General features: G+C 70.3%; 14 protein-coding genes. 3 read left to right on the plus strand and 11 right to left on the minus strand.

The genetic code is table 11. From position 1 onward, the window contains the following. Nucleotide 1: 1 nt before the first annotated feature. The 3 genes from addB to trxA all read left to right on the plus strand — a co-directional run bounded on the left by addB (nt 2) and on the right by trxA (nt 6,920). Nucleotides 2–3,076 (plus strand): double-strand break repair protein AddB, encoded by a 3,075-nt coding sequence (addB, locus tag FWJ24_RS09060; RefSeq protein WP_150287489.1) that lies wholly within the window; start codon nt 2–4, stop codon nt 3,074–3,076. Then, nucleotides 3,073–6,519: a double-strand break repair helicase AddA gene (gene addA / locus FWJ24_RS09065; RefSeq protein ID WP_166443644.1), complete on the plus strand. Its 3,447-nt coding sequence runs from the start codon at nt 3,073–3,075 to the stop codon at nt 6,517–6,519. The genes addB and addA overlap by 4 nt, the downstream gene beginning before the upstream one ends. Nucleotides 6,520–6,593: 74 nt before the next feature. After that, on the plus strand, nt 6,594–6,920 hold the full coding sequence (trxA, locus tag FWJ24_RS09070; protein WP_150287491.1) for a thioredoxin: 327 nt from the start codon (nt 6,594–6,596) through the stop codon (nt 6,918–6,920). 73 nt (nt 6,921–6,993) lie between these two features. On the opposite strand, the gene FWJ24_RS09075 is transcribed toward trxA, so the two are convergent. The 11 genes from FWJ24_RS09075 to FWJ24_RS09125 all read right to left on the minus strand — a co-directional run bounded on the left by FWJ24_RS09075 (nt 6,994) and on the right by FWJ24_RS09125 (nt 17,406). Continuing rightward, nucleotides 6,994–8,295, minus strand: a complete 1,302-nt coding sequence (locus tag FWJ24_RS09075) for a bifunctional folylpolyglutamate synthase/dihydrofolate synthase (protein WP_150287492.1) — start codon at nt 8,293–8,295, stop codon at nt 6,994–6,996. Nucleotides 8,296–8,306: 11 nt separating this feature from the next. Next, nucleotides 8,307–9,164 (minus strand): acetyl-CoA carboxylase, carboxyltransferase subunit beta, encoded by an 858-nt coding sequence (gene accD / locus FWJ24_RS09080; protein ID WP_150287548.1) that lies wholly within the window; start codon nt 9,162–9,164, stop codon nt 8,307–8,309. Nucleotides 9,165–9,301: 137 nt separating this feature from the next. After that, complete coding sequence (gene trpA, locus FWJ24_RS09085; protein WP_150287493.1) at nt 9,302–10,126, minus strand: tryptophan synthase subunit alpha; 825 nt, start codon at nt 10,124–10,126, stop codon at nt 9,302–9,304. A 2-nt stretch (nt 10,127–10,128) separates the two neighbouring features. Beyond that, complete coding sequence (gene trpB, locus FWJ24_RS09090) at nt 10,129–11,388, minus strand: tryptophan synthase subunit beta (protein WP_150287494.1); 1,260 nt, start codon at nt 11,386–11,388, stop codon at nt 10,129–10,131. A 5-nt stretch (nt 11,389–11,393) separates the two neighbouring features. Further along, entirely contained in the window at nt 11,394–12,077 is a 684-nt protein-coding gene (locus FWJ24_RS09095) for a phosphoribosylanthranilate isomerase (protein WP_150287495.1), read from the minus strand. Next, nucleotides 12,074–13,024: a bifunctional Delta(1)-pyrroline-2-carboxylate/Delta(1)-piperideine-2-carboxylate reductase gene (gene lhpI, locus FWJ24_RS09100; RefSeq protein ID WP_150287496.1), complete on the minus strand. Its 951-nt coding sequence runs from the start codon at nt 13,022–13,024 to the stop codon at nt 12,074–12,076. The genes FWJ24_RS09095 and lhpI overlap by 4 nt, the downstream gene beginning before the upstream one ends. A gap of 8 nt (nt 13,025–13,032) precedes the next feature. Then, a complete protein-coding gene (locus FWJ24_RS09105) occupies nt 13,033–13,365 on the minus strand; it encodes a lipopolysaccharide assembly protein LapA domain-containing protein (protein WP_150287497.1) in 333 nt (110 codons plus the stop codon). 40 nt (nt 13,366–13,405) lie between these two features. Further along, nucleotides 13,406–13,708 (minus strand): integration host factor subunit beta, encoded by a 303-nt coding sequence (locus tag FWJ24_RS09110; RefSeq protein ID WP_150287498.1) that lies wholly within the window; start codon nt 13,706–13,708, stop codon nt 13,406–13,408. Nucleotides 13,709–13,771: 63 nt separating this feature from the next. Then, on the minus strand, nt 13,772–14,731 hold the full coding sequence (gene sppA / locus FWJ24_RS09115; protein WP_246155631.1) for a signal peptide peptidase SppA: 960 nt from the start codon (nt 14,729–14,731) through the stop codon (nt 13,772–13,774). Between the two features lie 96 nt (nt 14,732–14,827). Beyond that, entirely contained in the window at nt 14,828–16,129 is a 1,302-nt protein-coding gene (locus FWJ24_RS09120) for a M16 family metallopeptidase (protein WP_150287499.1), read from the minus strand. Then, nucleotides 16,129–17,406: a M16 family metallopeptidase gene (locus FWJ24_RS09125; RefSeq protein WP_246155632.1), complete on the minus strand. Its 1,278-nt coding sequence runs from the start codon at nt 17,404–17,406 to the stop codon at nt 16,129–16,131. The genes FWJ24_RS09120 and FWJ24_RS09125 overlap by 1 nt, the downstream gene beginning before the upstream one ends. Nucleotides 17,407–17,425: the final 19 nt, after the last annotated feature.

The raw sequence follows: 17,425 nt of genomic DNA on the forward strand, positions 1-17,425 counted from the left end.
CATGGCACGGGCGCGGCCGGCCGTCTTCACGATCGCGCCGGGGGCCGATTTCGCGCGTGAGACGGTGGCGGCGCTGCTTGCGGGGCGGCTGATCGCGCTGCCCTTCGCGACCGAGCCGGCGCGGCTCGCCGATCTCGTGATCCATGTCCCGACCCGGCGGGTGCGCCCGCTTCTTGAGGCGGCCTTCGCCGCGGCGCTGGCGCCGCGCGCGGCGATCCTGCCGGTGATCCGCCCGCTGGCCGAGCCCGCCGACCCGTTCGAGGCGGGGTTCGACATCGAGGCCGGGTTCGCGGCCGGGGCATCACTCGACCCGCGTCCGGTCGGAGTGGCGGAACGGCGGTTCCGGCTGTTGCCGCTCGTCGAGGCGTGGCGGCGCGGGCTCTCGGGTGCCGGGAAGCCCGACCTGCGGGGAAGCCTCGCACTGGCCGACCAGCTCGGCAGGCTGATCGACGAGATGCGCATCGCCGGCATCCCGCTTGCGGCGCTCGAATCGGCGCCGCCGCCGGGCTATGACCCGGCGCGTTTCGACCTCTACTGGACGCAGAGCCGCGAATTCCTGCGCATTGCGGCCCGCTATTGGCCGCAGGTTCTGGAGGAGATCGGCGGGCGCGACGCGATGGATCTCCGGCTCGCGGCGATCGAGGCGGAAACCGCGCGCCTGGTCGCGACCGACCCGAAGACGCCGGTGCTCGTGATCGGCTCGACAGGCTCGGTGCCGGCGACGGCCCGGCTGATGCGGGCGGTGGCGCGGCTCGATTACGGCGCCGTCGTGCTCCCCGGTCTCGACCGCGACCGGCTCGACCCTGCCGCCTGGGCGCTGATCGGCGCACCGGATTCCTCGCTCGCGACCCGCGTCGGACATCCGCAGGCGAGCCTCAAGCGGACCCTCGCCGAGATCGGGATCGACCGCGCCGATGTCGTGCCACTCGGGCCGGACCATCCCCGCAATTCCCTGATCGTCGAGGCGCTGCGCCCGGCCGAGAGCGTCGATCGCTGGCGCGAGACACGCGCCGGGATCGATCTCGACGCCGCCCTTGCCGGCCTGTGCGTGATCGATGCGCCGGACGAGCGCGAGGAGGCGCTCGCGATCGCGATCCTGATGCGGGAAACGCTCGAAGATCCGGTCCGGCGCGTCGCCTTCGTCACCGCGGATCGCGGCCTTGCCGAACGGGTTGGCGCGGAATTGCGCCGCTTCGGCATCAATGCGACCGATTCCGCCGGCGTACCGCTCGGCGCCCGACCGGCCGGGCGGCTCGCCCGGCTCTTCCTCAAGGCGGCGCGCGAGATGGACGGTGCCGCGCTGCTGGCGCTGCTGCGCGACCCGCTGACGCGCCTCGACCGCGATGCCGCCACGATCGCGCGGCTGGCCGACGCACTCGAAATCCTCGTGTTGCGCGGCCGTCATTTCTCGCCGGCGAGCAGCCTCGCCGAGCGGATCCGCGCCGCGCTCGCCGCGCCGCCCCGCGCACGCGGCCCCGCCGCACGGATCGAGGCCGACCGGCGTGCGGAACTCCCCGCGCTCGGCGCGGCGCTGGACGCGCTGCTCGCGCCCTTCGCCACCCGGCTCCCGGAAACCGCGCTCGGCCCCCTCGTCGCGACGCTTGCGGAGGCGCTGCGGATGCTGACGCGGGACGAGGACGGGACGGTGCTGCTCGAGCAGGATCCCGACGGCGCCGATCTCCTCGACCTCCTCGCCGAAACCGGCGCGCATGGTGCGGCGGCGCCGGTGCGACCCGCCGATCTCGGCCCGGCGCTCGACCTGCTGCTCGAGGGGATGCGCGTTGCGCGCGGCACCCCGGAGGCGCGTGCCGTCATCCTCGGCCCGCTCGAGGCGCGGCTCGTCGCCGCCGACCGCGTCATCCTCGGCGGGTTGCGTGAGGGCGCCATGCCGCCGGTGCCCCCGGAGGATCCGTTCCTCAACCGGGCGATGCGGCTCGATCTCGGCCTCCAGCCGCCGGAATGGCGGATCGGCCAGAGCGCGCATGATTTCCAGATGCTCGCCGGCCATGCCGACCTCGTGCTGAGCCATGCCCGCCGCGCCGGGGACCAGCCCAGCTTGCCCTCGCGCTTCCTGCGCCGGCTCGAAGCGATTCTCGGCGCGGAGCGCTGGAAGACCCTGACGGAGCGCGGCGAGGCGATCCTGGCCCTCGGCCGGGCGCTCGACGCGGCCGGCCCGGAACACCCCGCCCCCCGGCCGACGCCGATCCCCGTCGCGCCGCGCCTGCCGGAACGGCTCGCCATCACCGAGATCGAGACGCTGCGCCGCGATCCCTACGCGATCTATGCGCGGCATCTGCTGGCGCTCGAGCCGCTCGAGCAGATCGACCCCGAGCCCGATGCCCGCGAGAAAGGCACCTTCCTCCACCGCGCGCTCGAACTCTATTGCGCGGCCGAGCCCCCCGCGGATCCCGATCTCGCGGCGCAGCGCCTGCGCGAGATCGGCGCGGAATGCTTCGCCCCCTTGCGGCACGAGCCGGAATTGTTCGAGTTCTGGTGGCGACAATTCGAGGCGATCATCCCCGGTTTCGTCAGATTCGACCGGGCGCGACGGATGGCCGGAAACCGCGTCCTCGTCGAACGCGGCGGGCATTTCGCGCTGTCCCTGCCCTCGGGGCCGCTCGTGACGATCCACGGCAAGGCAGACCGGCTCGAAATGGACGGCGAAGGCCGGCTTACGGTGCTCGACTACAAATCCGGCACGCTTCCCGGCGCCGGCGAGATCGCCGCAGGGCTGGCGGCGCAATTGCCGATCACCGCCGCGCTGGCCTGCCGCGGCGCCTTTGCCGACATCGACCCCTCCGGAGGAATCGCCGCGCTTGCGCATGTGCCGATCGGCGACCGTAACTCCGTTGAAGCGAAATGGATCAAGACCGATCCCGAGACGGCCGACGCCTTCGTCGCACGCCAATTCGCGGCGCTCGTGGCGGATCTCGACGCGCTGGCGCGCGGCGCGATGCCCTATCTCTCCCGCGCCCGCATGAAAGCCGACCGGGACGGCGCCTACGACCATCTCGCCCGGTTCGGGGAATGGAGCCCTGCCGAGGCCGAACCCGATGCCGAGGAGGACGAGGCATGAGCCGGCGCCTCGTCGTCCCCGACGCGGAGCAGGCCACCCGCCTGCTCGCCACGAGCCCGCGGATCGACAGCTGGGTGGCGGCGAATGCCGGTTCGGGCAAGACGACGCTGCTTGCCAATCGCGTCATCCGCCTGCTGCTCGCCGGCGCGGCACCGGACCGCATCCTGTGCCTGACCTTCACCAAGGCGGCGGCGGCGGTGATGCAGGCCCGGATCTTCCACGATCTCGCGCGCTGGGTCGAACTCGACGATGCGGCGCTTGCGGCCGATATCGCGCGGATTTCGGACGCCGCCGAGCCCCCGCCTGCACCGGAGCAGCTGCGGCGGGCGCGGACCCTGTTCGCCCGCGCGATCGAGGCGCCGGGCGGGCTCAAGATCCAGACCATCCACGCCTTTGCGGAGCGGGTCCTGCATCTCGCGCCGATCGAGGCGGGCGTTCCGCTCGGCTTCCGCGTGATCGACGAGGCGGAGACCGCCGAGGAGATCGCCGCCGCCCGGCATGCGACGATCGACGCCGCGCTGAGGCCGCCGGAAAGCGGCCTGACCCTGGCCTTCCGCACGATCGTCGAGACCGGCGGCCGCGACGGGTTCGCCCGCGCGCTCCAGGATGCGCTCGGCCTTCTCGCGGGACTCGCCCTGCGCGGCGAACCGCTTCCGCCCCCCGAGGCGCGCGAGCGCGCCTACAGGCAGGCGCTCGGCGTGCCGGAGGACGAGACCATGGCCCGGATCGAGGCCGATCTCGCCGCGGCCATCATGCCGGCGCCGATGCTGCGCACCGCCGCAGCAGCCATCCGGGCCGGGAAGACCGTCTCGAAGCAGCAGGAAGAGCGCGCGAAGCGCTTCGATGCGCTCGCCACGCATGACCGCCGCAGCCCGACCTGGCGGGAGACGGCCCTCGAACTGTTCCTCACGAAAGAGCAGGCGCGCTACCAAAGGTCGATCTTCCTCGCCGAAACGCAGCGTGCCCATCCCGAACTCCAGCCGGCGGCGGAGCGCGCGGCCGATGCCTGCCTCGCCTATCTTGCCCGCCGCACCGCATTCCGGGCCCTGGAGCGCTCCCGAGCGCTCTCGGCCTTCGCGGAAGCGGTGCGCATCCGCTACGAGGCTGCGAAGCGCGCACGCAGCCTGCTCGATTTCGGCGATCTGATCGCGGCGCTGCGGCGGCTGCTGCAGGACGGGCATGCCGCCTGGCTGATGATGAAGCTCGATGCCGGGATCGAGCACGTGCTCGTTGACGAGGCGCAGGACACCACCCCGGAAATGTGGGACATCATCCGCGCCCTGACCGATGAATTTTTTGCCGGCGAAGGACAGGCCCTCCGACGTCGGACGCTGTTCGTCGTCGGCGACGAGAAGCAATCGATCTATTCGTTCCAGGGCGCCGATCCGCATGCCTTCGACGCCGCCCGGCGCCATTTCGCCGCCCTCGCTCCGGCGGAATCGCGCATCGCGGCGCCGGTCCGGCTTGCCTCGTCGTTCCGCTCGGTCGATGCGGTGCTCGACGCGGTGGACGCGGTTTTCGCCACGGACGACCGCGCGCGCGGCCTCGGCGCCGAGATGGGCGCCATCCGCCATGTGGCGGCACGGGCCGGCGCGCCGGGCCTCGTCGAACTCTGGCCGCCGGAGCCCAGGCCCGAGGCGGGCGGGATGCCGGCCGAGCAGGCGCTCGCCGAACGGATCGCCGGCACCATCGCCCATTGGCTCGCGACCGGGGAGCGGCATCTCGATGATGGCCGCCCGGTGCGGGCAGGCGATATCCTGATCCTCGTGCGCCGGCGCAATGCCTTCACAAGCGCGATGCTGCGGGCGCTGAAGCGGCACGCCGTCCCGGTCTCGGGCGCGGACCGGCTGAAGCTTCAGGGCGCGCTCGCAGTGCGGGATCTGCTTGTGATCGGTGAGGCTCTGCTCTGCGGGGAGGACGATCTGGCGCTTGCGACCGCGCTGCGGACGCCGCTGTTCGATCTCGCTGAAGAGGAACTCGCAGCCCTGGCGCGCGGGCGCGCCGGCTCCCTGCGGCAGGCCTTGCGGGAGAAGGCCCAGACGCCGCGCCTCGCGGGGATCGCCGCCGCGCTCGACCGGCTCGGCGCGACGGCCCGCTCCATGAGCCCCTTCGCCTTCTTCGCCACGCTGCTGACCGACCCGGCGCCGGGCATGCCGGAAATCGACGGCCGCCGGGCGATGCTGCGGCGGCTCGGCACCGACGCGGCCGAACCGCTCGATGCCTTCCTCGACGAGGCGCGTGCCTTCGCCGAGCGGGAGCCGGCCTCGCTTCTGGCCTTCATCGCCGCGGAACGCCGCCGCGAGACCGAGATCAAGCGCGATCTCGAACAGGGCCGCGACGCGGTGCGCGTGATGACGATCCACGGCGCGAAAGGGCTGGAGGCGCCGATCGTCTTCCTCGCCGATACCTGCGCAACGCCGGACCCGAAGCTTGAATCGCGCGTGCTGCTGCTGCGTGCCCCTTCCGGTGCGCCGGTGCTCGCCTGGGGCGGGCCGGCAAAGAGCGACGAACCCGACAGCATGCGACACCGTCGCGATGCGATGCGGCAGGCGACGCTCGAGGAATATCGCCGCCTGCTCTATGTCGGCCTGACCCGCGCCGGAGATCGGCTTTATATCGCCGGATATAAGCCGGCGAAGCAGCCGGATTCACCCCTCGAACGCACCTGGTATCAGCTGGTCGAGACCGGATTGGCCGAACTCTCCGGGCTGGCGGAGATCCCGCGTGAGGATGGCGGCACCCTCCGCCGCTTCGCACCGCGCTCCGCCGCAGCACCGACGCGGGAGGAGGCGGTGAAAACCCCGGCGCCGCCACCGGATCCGCCCGGCTGGCTGTTCCGCCCCGTGCCGGAGGCGCCGGCGGCACCGCCTCCGCTGCGCCCCTCGCGGCCTGCCTTCGCCATTGAGCCGGAGGGCGGCGGGCGCGGCGAGGCCAGGCGGCGCGGCCTGCTGATCCACCGCCTGCTCGAACTGCTGCCCGGCTTGGCGGAAGCCACGCGCGCGGAGGCCGGCCTGCGGCTCGCCATGCGCCTCGCGCCGGATCTGGATCGCGACCAGGCGCAGCGGCTCGTTGCGCCCCTGCTCGAATTGCTCGCGCGACCCGAGGCGCAGCCGCTCTTCGGGGCGGATGCGCGGGCCGAAATCGGGCTTGCCGGCGCGATCCGGCTGCCGGACGGCACGCGGCGGCCGGTGCGGGGGCGCGTCGACCGCCTGGTGCTCACCCCCACCTGCACGATTGTCGCCGATATCAAGACCGGCCGTGCGCGCAACGGCGCGGAGGATGATGCCATCCTCCACCAGATGGCGCTTTACCGCGCCCTGCTTGCGGAGCTGCATCCCGGACGCCCCGTTGCCTGCCGGATCGTCTGGACGGAGACGGGACGGATCGAGCCCCTGCCGGAAGCGGCGCTCGACGGAGCGCTGGCGCGCATCACACAGGCGTGAGGCCAGGCGCGGCTTGATTCCCTTCCTGCGCCTTCCTACGTTGATTGCAACCGCTCGAACCGAAAGGACCCGCCATGGGCACCCACACCCACACCGTCACCGACAAGAGCTTCGCCGCCGAGGTCCTGCAGGCCGCCGAGCCGGTGGTCGTCGATTTCTGGGCGCCCTGGTGCGGCCCGTGCAAGATGATCGCCCCGGCGCTCGAGGAGATCGCCGGCGAGATGGCCGGCAAGGTCAAGATCGCGAAAATCAATGTCGACGAGAACCAGGAAATCGCCGCGCAATACGGCATCCGCTCGATTCCGACGCTGATGCTGTTCAAGGACGGCAAGCTCGCGGCGACCAAGGTCGGCGCCTCGCAGAAGAGCGATCTCGTCAAGTGGATCTCGACCTCGGCCTGAACCCGCCGCGCTGATTTCCCGCCTGCAGGGCCCATCCATCCCGCGCCCCGGCGCGGGATGCTCTGTGGCAGCGTCAGGATGGCACCCAGCCATCCGCCGTCAGCACCTCGCCGGCGAGATAAAGCGATCCCATGATGAGGATGCGCGGCGGTGCCGGCCAGGCGCGCGCAGCGAGATAATGCAAGGCGGCTTCGACCGAACCGGCCTCGACGGCCGGAAGCCCGAGCCGCCGCGCCAGCGCCGCCAGTTCGCCCGGCGGACGCGCCGCCTCCTGCTCCACCGGCACCGCGAGCATCTCCTGCGCAAGCCCGAGGAAGGGGCGCAGCATCGCCTCGGCATCCTTCCGCGCCATGGTGGCGGCGATGAGCACCAGCGGCTTGGGCGCACGCTCCTCCAGCGCCGCGACGGTTTCGGCGAGCACACGCGCGCCGTCGGCGTTGTGGCCGCCATCGAGCCAGAGCTCGGCGCCGGCCGGCGCCCGCGCGGCGAGGCGGCCGGTGAGGCGCTGGAACCGCGCCGGCCATTCCACCGTCTGCATTCCGCGCTCGATCGCCGCCTGCGTCGCGCGCTCGGGCGCAACCGCGAGCAGGGCGGCGATGGCCAAGGCCGCGTTGCCGAACTGGTGCCGGCCGAGGAGACGCGGCAGCGGCAGATCGAGCATCACGCGCTCGGACTGGAACAGCAGCCGCCCGCCCTCCTCATGGACGTGGAAATCCTCGCCGGCCACCAGCGGCCGGATGCCGAGCCGCGCCGCCTGGCGCCGACAGACCTCCAAGGCGGCGGGGTCCATCTCGGCGAGGATCGCCGGTGCGCCGCGCTTGAGGATGCCGGCCTTCTCCCCGGCGATCGTCGCGACGTCATCGCCGAGGAATTCGCGATGATCCATCGAGACCGGGGTGATGATCGTGGCCAGCGGATGCGCAACGACATTGGTCGTGTCGAAGCGCCCGCCAAGCCCCACTTCGAGCAGCAGGAAATCCGCCGGATCGGCCGCGAAAAGCTCGAAGGCGGCGGCGGTCGTGATCTCGAAGAAGGTGATCGGGTCCCCGGCATTGGCCGTCTCGGCGCGGTCGAGGGCGGCGACGAGCGTGTTATCATCCACCAGCCGCCCCCCGAGGCGGATGCGCTCGTGGAACCGCACGAGATGCGGCGAGGTATAGGCATGCACGCGCGCGCCCGATGCTTCGAGGATGGCGCGCAGGAAGGCAAGGGTCGAGCCCTTGCCATTGGTGCCGGCGACATGGATCACCGGCGGCAGGCGCCGCTCGGGATGGCCGAGCCGCGCCAGAAGCCGCGCGATGCGATCGAGCGAGAGGTCGATCAGCTTCGGATGCAGCGCCAGGAAGCGCGCGAGATAGGCATCGGATGGCAACATGGCGGCACGCGTCAGGCCGCCGCCTCGCGCTTCATCAGGATCCGGCACAGCCGCGACACCGCAGGCCGGATCTCCGCGCGCGGCAGGACCATGTCGACCATGCCGTGATCGCGCAGATATTCCGCGCGCTGGAAGCCCTCGGGGAGCTTCTCGCGGATCGTCTGCTCGATGACGCGCGGGCCGGCGAAACCGATCATCGCGCCGGGCTCGGCGATATGCACGTCGCCGAGCATGGCATAGGAGGCGGTGACGCCGCCGGTCGTCGGGTTGGTCAGCACGACGATATAGGGGAGGCCGGCCTCGCGCAGCCGACGGGCGGCGACCGTGGTGCGGGGCAGCTGCATCAGCGACAGGATGCCCTCCTGCATGCGCGCGCCGCCGGAGGCCACGAACAGGATGAAGGGCGTCCGCCGCTCCAGCGCGGTGAGGAAGGCGGTGATGATCGCCTCGCCGGCCGCCATGCCGAGCGAACCGCCCATGAAGGCGAAATCCTGCACGGCGATCGTCACCGGCAGCGCATCGAGCCGGCCGGCGCCGATCAGCACCGAATCCTGCATGCCGGTCTTGGCGCGGGCATCCTTGATGCGGTCGGTGTAGCGCTTCTCGTCACGGAACCTGAGCGGGTCCGCCGGCACCTCGGCGACCCTGATCACCTCGTATTCGGCGCCGTCGAACATGTGATCGAGCCGCGCCCTGGCGTTCATCCGCAGATGATGGCCGGAACCCGGGATGACCCAGAGATTGTCCTCGACCTCCTTCTGGAACACCATCTGCCCGGTATCCGGGCATTTGATCCAGAGATTTTCCGGCGTCTCGCGGCGGAGCAGCGAGCGGATCTTGGGCCGAACCAGATTGGTGATCCAGTTCATCGTGCTTTCGGTGGTGGAGGACATGTCCTGTTCCCGGCTGCGCCGGGTTCCCTCGCATAAGCTCGGCGTCGCATTCGCTCCTCGCCCTTCGGGCGGTGCCCAAGGTAAGGCGGCTCAACTACAGACGCAGCGTTAAGTCACTTCCTAACAGCCTTCACGGCATCGGCCAAACCGCGCACGAGGCTCGTGACCGCCGCGACGGTGCCCTCCGTGGCTTTCCCCGCGCCATCGAGCGAGGTGCGGATCGTCTCGACCAGCGCCGAGCCGACGACCACGCCGTCCGCCCCTTGCGCGACGGCGGCCGCGTGCTCGGGCGTCTTGACGCCGAAGCCGACCGCGACCGGGAGCGCCGTGTGCCGCTTGATCCGCGCGACCGCCGCGCTCACCTTCGAAAAATCCGGCGTCGCCGCGCCGGTGATCCCGGTGATCGAGACATAATAGACGAAGCCCGAGGTGTTCGCGAGCACGGCGGGCAGGCGCGCATCGTCGGTTGTCGGGGTCGCAAGGCGGATGAAGTTGAGGCCGGCGGCGAGCGCCGGCAGGCAGAGTTCGTCATCCTCCTCCGGCGGCAGGTCCACCACGATGAGGCCGTCGACGCCCGCTTCCCTCGCATCGGCGAGGAAGCGCGCGACGCCATAGACATAGATCGGGTTGTAATAGCCCATCAGAACGATGGGCGTCTGCGCATCGGTCTTCCGGAACGTGGCGACGAGCGCGAGCGTGCCCTTCAGCGTCATGCCCGCCTTCAGCGCGCGCATCGACGACCATTGGATCGCCGGGCCATCGGCCATCGGGTCGGAGAAGGGCATGCCGAGTTCGATCACGTCGGCCCCCGCGCCTGGCAGGGCCTTGACGATCGCGAGGCTGGTCTCGGGGTCCGGATCGCCGGCGGTGACGAAGGTCACGAGGCTGGCGCGGCCGGCTGCGGCGTTGGCGGCGAAGGTGGTGGGGAGGCGGGACATGCTCACATCCCCCCGAGATGTTCGGCGACGGTGAAGATGTCCTTGTCGCCACGCCCGCAGAGATTCATCACCATGAGATGGTCGCGCGGCTTCTTCGGCGCGAGTTCCATCACCTTGGCCAGCGCATGCGCGGGTTCGAGCGCCGGGATGATGCCTTCGAGCTTCGCGCAGAGCTGGAAGGCGGCGAGCGCCTCGTCATCGGTCGCGGAGAGATAGGTCACGCGGCCGGCATCGTGCAGGAAGGCATGTTCCGGCCCGATGCCGGGATAATCGAGCCCGGCGGAGATGGAATGGGCGTCCTGGATCTGCCCGTCCTCGTCCATCAGCAGATAGGTGCGGTTGCCGTGCAGCACGCCCGGCCTTCCGCCGGTGAGCGAGGCTGCGTGCAGACCCGAGGAGAGGCCGTGCCCCGCCGCCTCGACGCCGAAAATCTCGACCGACGGATCGTCGAGGAAGGGATGGAACAGGCCGATGGCGTTCGAGCCGCCGCCGATCGCCGCGACGAGGCTGTCCGGCAGCCGCCCCTCGGCTTCCATCATCTGCGCGCGTGTCTCGTTGCCGATCACGCATTGGAAATCGCGCACCATGGCCGGATAGGGATGCGGACCCGCCACCGTGCCGATGCAGTAGAACGTCTCCGCGACATTGGTCACCCAATCGCGAAGCGCCTCGTTCATCGCATCCTTCAGCGTCTTCGAGCCGGAGGTGACGGGGACGACCTCGGCGCCGAGCATCTTCATGCGGAAGACGTTCGGCTTCTGCCGCTCCACGTCCACCGCGCCCATATAGACGACGCATTGCAGGCCATAGCGCGCGCAGAGCGTCGCGGTCGCGACCCCGTGCTGGCCGGCGCCGGTTTCGGCGATGATGCGCTTCTTGCCCATGCGCCGCGCGAGCAGGATCTGCCCGAGCACATTGTTCACCTTATGCGCGCCGGTATGGTTGAGTTCATCGCGCTTGAAGTAGATCTTCGCGCCGCCGGAAAGGCCGGAAGCAGCGGCAACTTCCCGGAGATGCTCGGTCATCCGTTCGGCGAAATAAAGCGGCGAGGGCCGGCCCACATAATGGGTGAGCATGCTCGCCATTTCGGCCTGGAAGGCAGGGTCGCCCTTCGCCGCCTCATAGGCTTTCTGCAGATCGAGAATCAGCGGCATCAGCGTCTCGGCGACAAAGCGCCCGCCGAACAACCCGAACCGGCCGTTCTCGTCCGGCCCCGTGCGGAAGGAATTCGGCCTCTCGTTCGGCCTCGCGTGCAGCACCATTCGCCTCAAACCCCGTCTGCCTCTCGCGCGGCGGCGATGAAGGCGCTGATCCTGGCCGGATCCTTGACCCCCGGCGCCGATTCGACGCCGGAGGACACATCCACGCCGGCGAGGTTCAACCCCATGGCGCGGATCGTCCGGATTGCTCCGCCGACATTCTCCGGCGCGAGACCGCCCGATAGCATGAAGGGAAGCCCGGGGGGAAGCGCGGCAAGAACGCCCCAGTCGAACGCCCTGCCATGCCCGCCGGGATAGGCCGCATCCTTCGGCGGCTTGGCGTCGAGGAGGATGCGGTCCGACACCGCGGCATAGGCCGGAACGGCGGCGAGATCGGCGGCGGTCGCGACACCGAGCGCCTTCATCACCGGCAGGCCGAACACGGCGCGCAGGTCGCGGATGCGCTCAAGGCTTTCGGCGCCGTGAAACTGCCAGAGATCGGGCGCGACGGCGGAACGCAAGGCGCTCAGCTGCGCATCGGCCGGCTCCACCGCCAGCGCCACGATCGCGGCCCGACCGCGCGCACGCCGCGCCAGATCTGCGGCCATGCCGGGCTCGACATAGCGCGGGCTTGCCGGGTGGAAATTGAGGCCGAGCATGTCCGCACCGGCCGCAATGGCCGCTTCGACCGCCTCCGCCGTCCGAACCCCGCAGATCTTGACGAGAAGCGGGAGGGCGCTCCGCGGCGTCATGCCACGATCCCCGAGGCTTCGGCGACCAGCCCCGCGGCCGCGAGATCGAAGATCGCCCCACCGGTCGATTTGTAGAGCGTGATGTCTTCTTCCGCGCGGGTGATCGTCACATTTCCCCGCGCGAGATCGAACAGATCGGCCTCGACCTTGCTCTCGGCGATCACACCGGCGCGGATCGGCTGGACGAGATCGCCGCCCTCCTTCAGCGCGCCGCCGCGCGTGTCGCAGAAGAGCCGCGCGCGGCGGACGCAATCGTCGTCGCTCTCGCGCATCTCGGGCGTGAAGGCCCCGACGAGATCGAGATGGCAGCCGGGCTTGAGCCAGGCGCCGCGCACGAGCGGCGTCTTCGCGAGTGTCGCGGTCGAGACGATGTCGGCCTGCCGGACGGCCGCTTCGAGATCATCCGCCACCTCGACCGCGATTCCATGCGCGGCGAGCCCGGCCGCGACCGCCTCGGCATGGGCGCGGCTGCGGTTCCAGATCAGGCTGCGGCCGATCGGACGCACCGCGCGATGGGCGCGGAGGAAGAACGGCGCCAGCGCCCCGGCGCCGATCATCAGATGCGTCCGCGCGCCCTGTCGCGCGAGATAGCGTGCCGCGAGCGCGGAAGCCGCCGCTGTCCGCCACAGGGTGAGCCGGGTGCCGTCGAGCATTGCAAGCGGCGCGCCGGTCTCGCCCGACATCAGGACATAGCTCCCCATCACGCTCGGCAGGCCCCGCGCGGCATTGCCGGGGAAGACATTGACGAGCTTCACCCCGATATAGCCACCCGCCTCCTTGGCCCAGGCCGGCATGAGGAGATGGGTCGCGTTGCCCTCCGCCCGCTCGATCGTGTGATGATGGCGCACCGGCACCACGATCTCCGCCCGAAGCGCGGATTCGATCGCGGCGATCAGGCGCGGGAAGGTCAGCGCGGCATCCACCCCGGCCGCATCGATGATGTGCATCGCCGCGCTCAATCGCGCAGCGAGAGGGCGGCGGAGGCGGAGCCGCCCGCGCCCTTGAGGCGGGCATTCTCACCCTCGAGTCGGGTGCATTCGCGCCGGAAATGCCGCTCCGCCCGGCGATGCCGGCCTTGCGCGAACCAGGAGGTGACCGAACCGACAACAATTCCGATCGCCAGCGTCACGAAGAAGAAGGCGAAGAGCGGAATCGTCACCCGCAGGGCCTCCGGCCCGGCCCCGAACGGATCGAGGATCAGCGTCACCGGTTGCCGGTTCGCAACCGCGAACAGGATCAGCAACGCCGCAACCGGCAGGATGACGAGAAGCTTCAGCACGCGCAGCATGGGGGCCTCCGGGGCGGGCTCGACGGGAAGCCCATCGTGATCAGGCGCGGCGCGCGGCGCCGGGCTTGGCGTTAAGCCGGTCGCGCATTTCCTTGCCGCTCTTGAAATAGGGCACGACCTTGCTCGAAACCGGCACCTTCTCCCCGGTGCGCGGGTTGCGGCCCTGCCGCGCCTCGCGCGCCTTGATCGAGAAGGTTCCGAAGCCGCGCAGCTCGACCCGGTCCCCGCGCCGCAGCGCGTCGGTGATCTCGTCGAGGATGGCGTTGACCAGGATCTCGACATCGCGCTGGTAGAGATGCGGATTGAGTTCGGACAGCTTCTGCACGAGCTCGGACTTGATCATCGATCGTACCTCTTGTTGGGGGTCTCGCCCGATTGAAGTTATGATATTGAAAAAGAATGATTATTAGCGTGCAGGGTGCCAGACGGAGACCAGCCCGTCAAGCGCGTCTACGCCAAGCGCCGCACGGGCGGCGGCGCCAAGCCCCGCCGCTTCCGCCTCGAACCCGAGCAGCCCGAGGAGGGCCCGGAAGCCGGAGAGGCGGCGCAGCGAATCATCCGGCGCATAGGCGCGGACCCGCAGGCCCTTCGGCAGGCCCTTCTCGGTCTCGAGCCAGGCGATGGCCTCCTGCTCGCCGCCAAGTGCATCAACCAGCCGCAAGGTGATCGCCTGCCGCCCGGTGAAGACGCGGCCATCGGTGACAAGCGCCAGCGCCTCGCCCTCAAGTCGCCGCCGCTCGCCGACCAGCGCGCGGAACCAGCGATAGGTGTCGAGCACGGTTTCCTCCAGCGCGGCGCGCGCCTCGGGGGTCGTCGGCTCGATCCCGTTCGGCATCGCCTTCAGCGGCGTCGAGCGCACCGCCTCGACCTTGACGCCGAGCGTCTCCAGCAGTTTCGCGACATTCGGGATCTGGGCGATCACGCCGATCGAACCGACCAGCGCCGAGCCGTTGGCGAAGATCCGCTCTGCGCCGAGCGCGGTCATGTAGGCGCCGGAGGCGCCGATCCCCTCGATCACGGCGACCACCGGCTTCTTCTGCGCGAGTCGCCGAACCTCATTGTAGAGCGCTTCCGAGCCGGCCGTGGTGCCGCCGCCGGAATTGATGCGCAGGATCACCGCCCGTGCACCGGATTCCTCGGTGCGGCGGAGCAGGTCGAAGGTTGTCTGGCTGCCGGTGATCAGCCCCTCGATGCGGATCCGGGCGATATGCGGCTGCGCCCCGCCGAGCCCGCCACGGCCGAACACCAACCCGGCCGCAATGATGGCGCCGACAAGGACGAGGATGGCAAGCACCCGCCAGAACGTCACCTGCCGGCGAAGCCTGCGCCGGTCGACGATCAGATCGGCACTCGCATGCATCGCCATCGCCCTTCTTCCCGTGCGGCCGCCGAAGAGCGACCCGCGCATGCTGCTGCCATGCCAGCGCGGCTTATGCAAGGCGCGCCGGTTCCCGCACCGGCGTCAGATCCCCTGCGGCCGGCCGGCCACCACGATCAGCGGCCGTGCATCGGCAAACAGCCGCCGTCCGGCCTCGGCCATGGAATCGAGGTTGACGGCGTTCACCTCGTCGTTGCGACGGTCGATATAATCGATTCCGAGTTCCTCGATGCGGATTTCGAGAAGCTGATGCGCGATCTTGCGCGAGGTATCGAAGCGCAGGGCATAGGAGCCGGTAAGATAGCTCTTCGCGCGGGCGAGTTCCTCGGCGCCGGCGCCCTCGCGGGTGATGCGCTCGATCTCGTCGAGGATCACCGCCAGCGATTGCGCCACCCGCTCGTTGCTGGTCGCGGTGCCGGCCAGGAACAACGCGCCATGGCGGCGATTGGCCAGCATCGACCAGACCGAATAGGCGAGGCCGCGCTTCTCGCGCACCTCCGTCCAGAGCCGCGAGGTGAAGCTGCCGCCGCCGAGAATGTGGTTGAGAACCATGGCAGGCATGTGCAGCGGATCCTTCCGCGCAATGCCGGGCAGGGCGAGCAGCAGCGTCGATTGCGGGATGTCGAGATCGACGATCTCGCGCAGGCCGGCATTCTGCATCGCGGCCGGCGCGATCGCGTCCAGCCGCGCGCCGGCGGGCAGGTTCGCGAAGGCCCGGTCGAGCCCGGCCGCGAGCGCCTCCGCCGAAATGGCGCCGACGGCGACGATCCGCAGCGCGTCGCGCGCGAAAAGCCGCCCGTGCTGCGCCAGCACGAGATCGCGGTCGATGGCCGCGAGTTCGGCGATCACGCCGTCCGCCGACCGGCCATAGGGATGGCCGGCATAGGCGCGGCTCTGGAGCGTCTCCCGCGCCCGAACATTGGGATCGGATTCGTCGCGCTTCAGCCCCGCGATGATCTGCGCGCGGACGCGGTCGATCGCCCCGGTCTCGAAGCGCGGCGCCGAGACCGCGAGCCCGAGCAGTTCGAAGGCACGGCCGGCATGCTCGGCGAGGAAGCGGAGCGACCCGTCAACCCGATCGCGGCTGGCATCGAAGGACAATTCGATCGCCTTCTCCTCGAGCGCCTCCTGGAACGCCTCGGCTCCGAGATCGCCGGCGCCCTCGTCGAGCAGGCCCGCGACGAGATTGGCGAGCCCGGCCCGGCCCGCCGGATCCTGCGCGGCGCCGCCGAGAAAGGCGAATTCGATCGAGACGACGGGAACCGTGTAATCCTCGACATGCCAGACGACGAGGCCGGCGGGCGTCACCAGTTCGCGGACGCGGGCCGGGCTCGCGGCCCGCGCGGCGGGGACGGATTTCGGAAGCGTGGCATCGGCGGAGCGCATCAGGCGGCGGCCTTCACGAGATGGCCGGTCACGACGCGGCCTGGCTGGAGATATTTCACGGCAACGGCCTGCACCTCCGCCGCCGTGACGGCGCGGATGCGTTCCGGCCAGGCGAGGACATCCTCGACCGCGCCGCCGGTCGTCAGCGTCGAGCCATAGATGCGGGCGAGATGCGCCTGATTGTCCTGCGCATAGATCATGTCGGCGATCAGCCGCGTTTTGGCGCGCTCCAGCTCCGCCGCGCCCACCGGCTCCTCGCGCAGGCGGGCCAGGACCGCCTCGGTCGCGCTGTCGAGCGCGTCGAGATCGACGCCTTCCGCCGGCACGGCATAGGTGCCGAACTGGCCCATATCGAGCGCGTCGTTCCAGTACCAGGCACCGGTCGAGACGGCGAGGCCGCGCTCGAGCACGAGGCTGCGGTAGAGCCGGCTCGTCGCCGAGCCGCCCAGAAGCTGGGACAGCACTTCGAGCGCGAAGGCCTCGCCGCCTTCCGCGGTGGCATGCGAGGGCACGATATAGGCGCGCTGCGCGGTCGGCTGCTCGACCTTGGCATCGGCGAGGCGGACATGGCGGCTGGCGCGGATCTCGGGCTCGCGCACCCGCGCCCGACGCGGCGGCTCGGCGTCGCCCGGCTTCAGCCGGCCATAGGTCTCCTCGGCGAGGCGCAGCACCTCGGCGGTCTCGACATCGCCGGCGACGATCAGGATCGCGTTGTCGGGGCGGTAGAAGCGGCGGTAATAGGCGAGCGCATCCTCGCGGCCGAGCCCCTCGATCTCGTGGCCCCAGCCGATCACCGGCGTGCCATAGGGATGGTGGACGTAGAGCGTCGCCAGCAGGCTTTCCTGCAATTGCGCCGCCGGATCGGCATCGGTGCGCATCTTGCGCTCCTCGATGACGACATCGCGTTCGGAATCGACCTCCGGCCCCTCCAGCACCAGATGCACCATGCGGTCGGCCTCCAGCGCCATCATCCGGCCGAGATGCTCGCGCGCGACGCGCTGGAAATAGGCGGTGTAATCATAGGAGGTGAAGGCATTCTCCTGCCCGCCCAGCGCCGCGACGATTTCCGAGAACGCGCCTTTCGGATGCATCTTCGTGCCCTTGAACATCAGATGCTCGAGGAAATGCGCGATTCCGGACTTGCCGGGCGGATCATCCGCGGCACCGTTGCGGAAATAGACCATATGCGTGACCACCGGCGCCCGGCGATCCGGGATCACCACCACCTCCATGCCGTTGGCGAGGCGGAGATGATCGACTGGCGCGGGTTTCGGCATCGGAGGCCCTCGAAAGCAG

This window comes from Rhabdaerophilum calidifontis (genome assembly GCF_008641065.1).
In the GTDB taxonomy this organism is placed as follows: Bacteria; Pseudomonadota; Alphaproteobacteria; order Rhizobiales; family Beijerinckiaceae; genus Rhabdaerophilum; species Rhabdaerophilum calidifontis.

Coding starts and splice junctions, on each gene's coding strand:
- FWJ24_RS09120 (WP_150287499.1), bottom strand. CDS start 16,129: ATGCGCTCCGCCGATGCCACGCTTCCGAAATCCGTCCCCGCCGCGCGG.
- trxA (WP_150287491.1), top strand. CDS start 6,594: ATGGGCACCCACACCCACACCGTCACCGACAAGAGCTTCGCCGCCGAG.
- accD (WP_150287548.1), bottom strand. CDS start 9,164: ATGAACTGGATCACCAATCTGGTTCGGCCCAAGATCCGCTCGCTGCTC.
- FWJ24_RS09110 (WP_150287498.1), bottom strand. CDS start 13,708: ATGATCAAGTCCGAGCTCGTGCAGAAGCTGTCCGAACTCAATCCGCAT.
- FWJ24_RS09105 (WP_150287497.1), bottom strand. CDS start 13,365: ATGCTGCGCGTGCTGAAGCTTCTCGTCATCCTGCCGGTTGCGGCGTTG.
- addB (WP_150287489.1), top strand. CDS start 2: ATGGCACGGGCGCGGCCGGCCGTCTTCACGATCGCGCCGGGGGCCGAT.
- sppA (WP_246155631.1), bottom strand. CDS start 14,731: ATGGCGATGCATGCGAGTGCCGATCTGATCGTCGACCGGCGCAGGCTT.
- lhpI (WP_150287496.1), bottom strand. CDS start 13,024: ATGCACATCATCGATGCGGCCGGGGTGGATGCCGCGCTGACCTTCCCG.
- FWJ24_RS09075 (WP_150287492.1), bottom strand. CDS start 8,295: ATGTTGCCATCCGATGCCTATCTCGCGCGCTTCCTGGCGCTGCATCCG.
- addA (WP_166443644.1), top strand. CDS start 3,073: ATGAGCCGGCGCCTCGTCGTCCCCGACGCGGAGCAGGCCACCCGCCTG.
- trpA (WP_150287493.1), bottom strand. CDS start 10,126: ATGTCCCGCCTCCCCACCACCTTCGCCGCCAACGCCGCAGCCGGCCGC.
- FWJ24_RS09095 (WP_150287495.1), bottom strand. CDS start 12,077: ATGACGCCGCGGAGCGCCCTCCCGCTTCTCGTCAAGATCTGCGGGGTT.
- trpB (WP_150287494.1), bottom strand. CDS start 11,388: ATGGTGCTGCACGCGAGGCCGAACGAGAGGCCGAATTCCTTCCGCACG.
- FWJ24_RS09125 (WP_246155632.1), bottom strand. CDS start 17,406: ATGCCGAAACCCGCGCCAGTCGATCATCTCCGCCTCGCCAACGGCATG.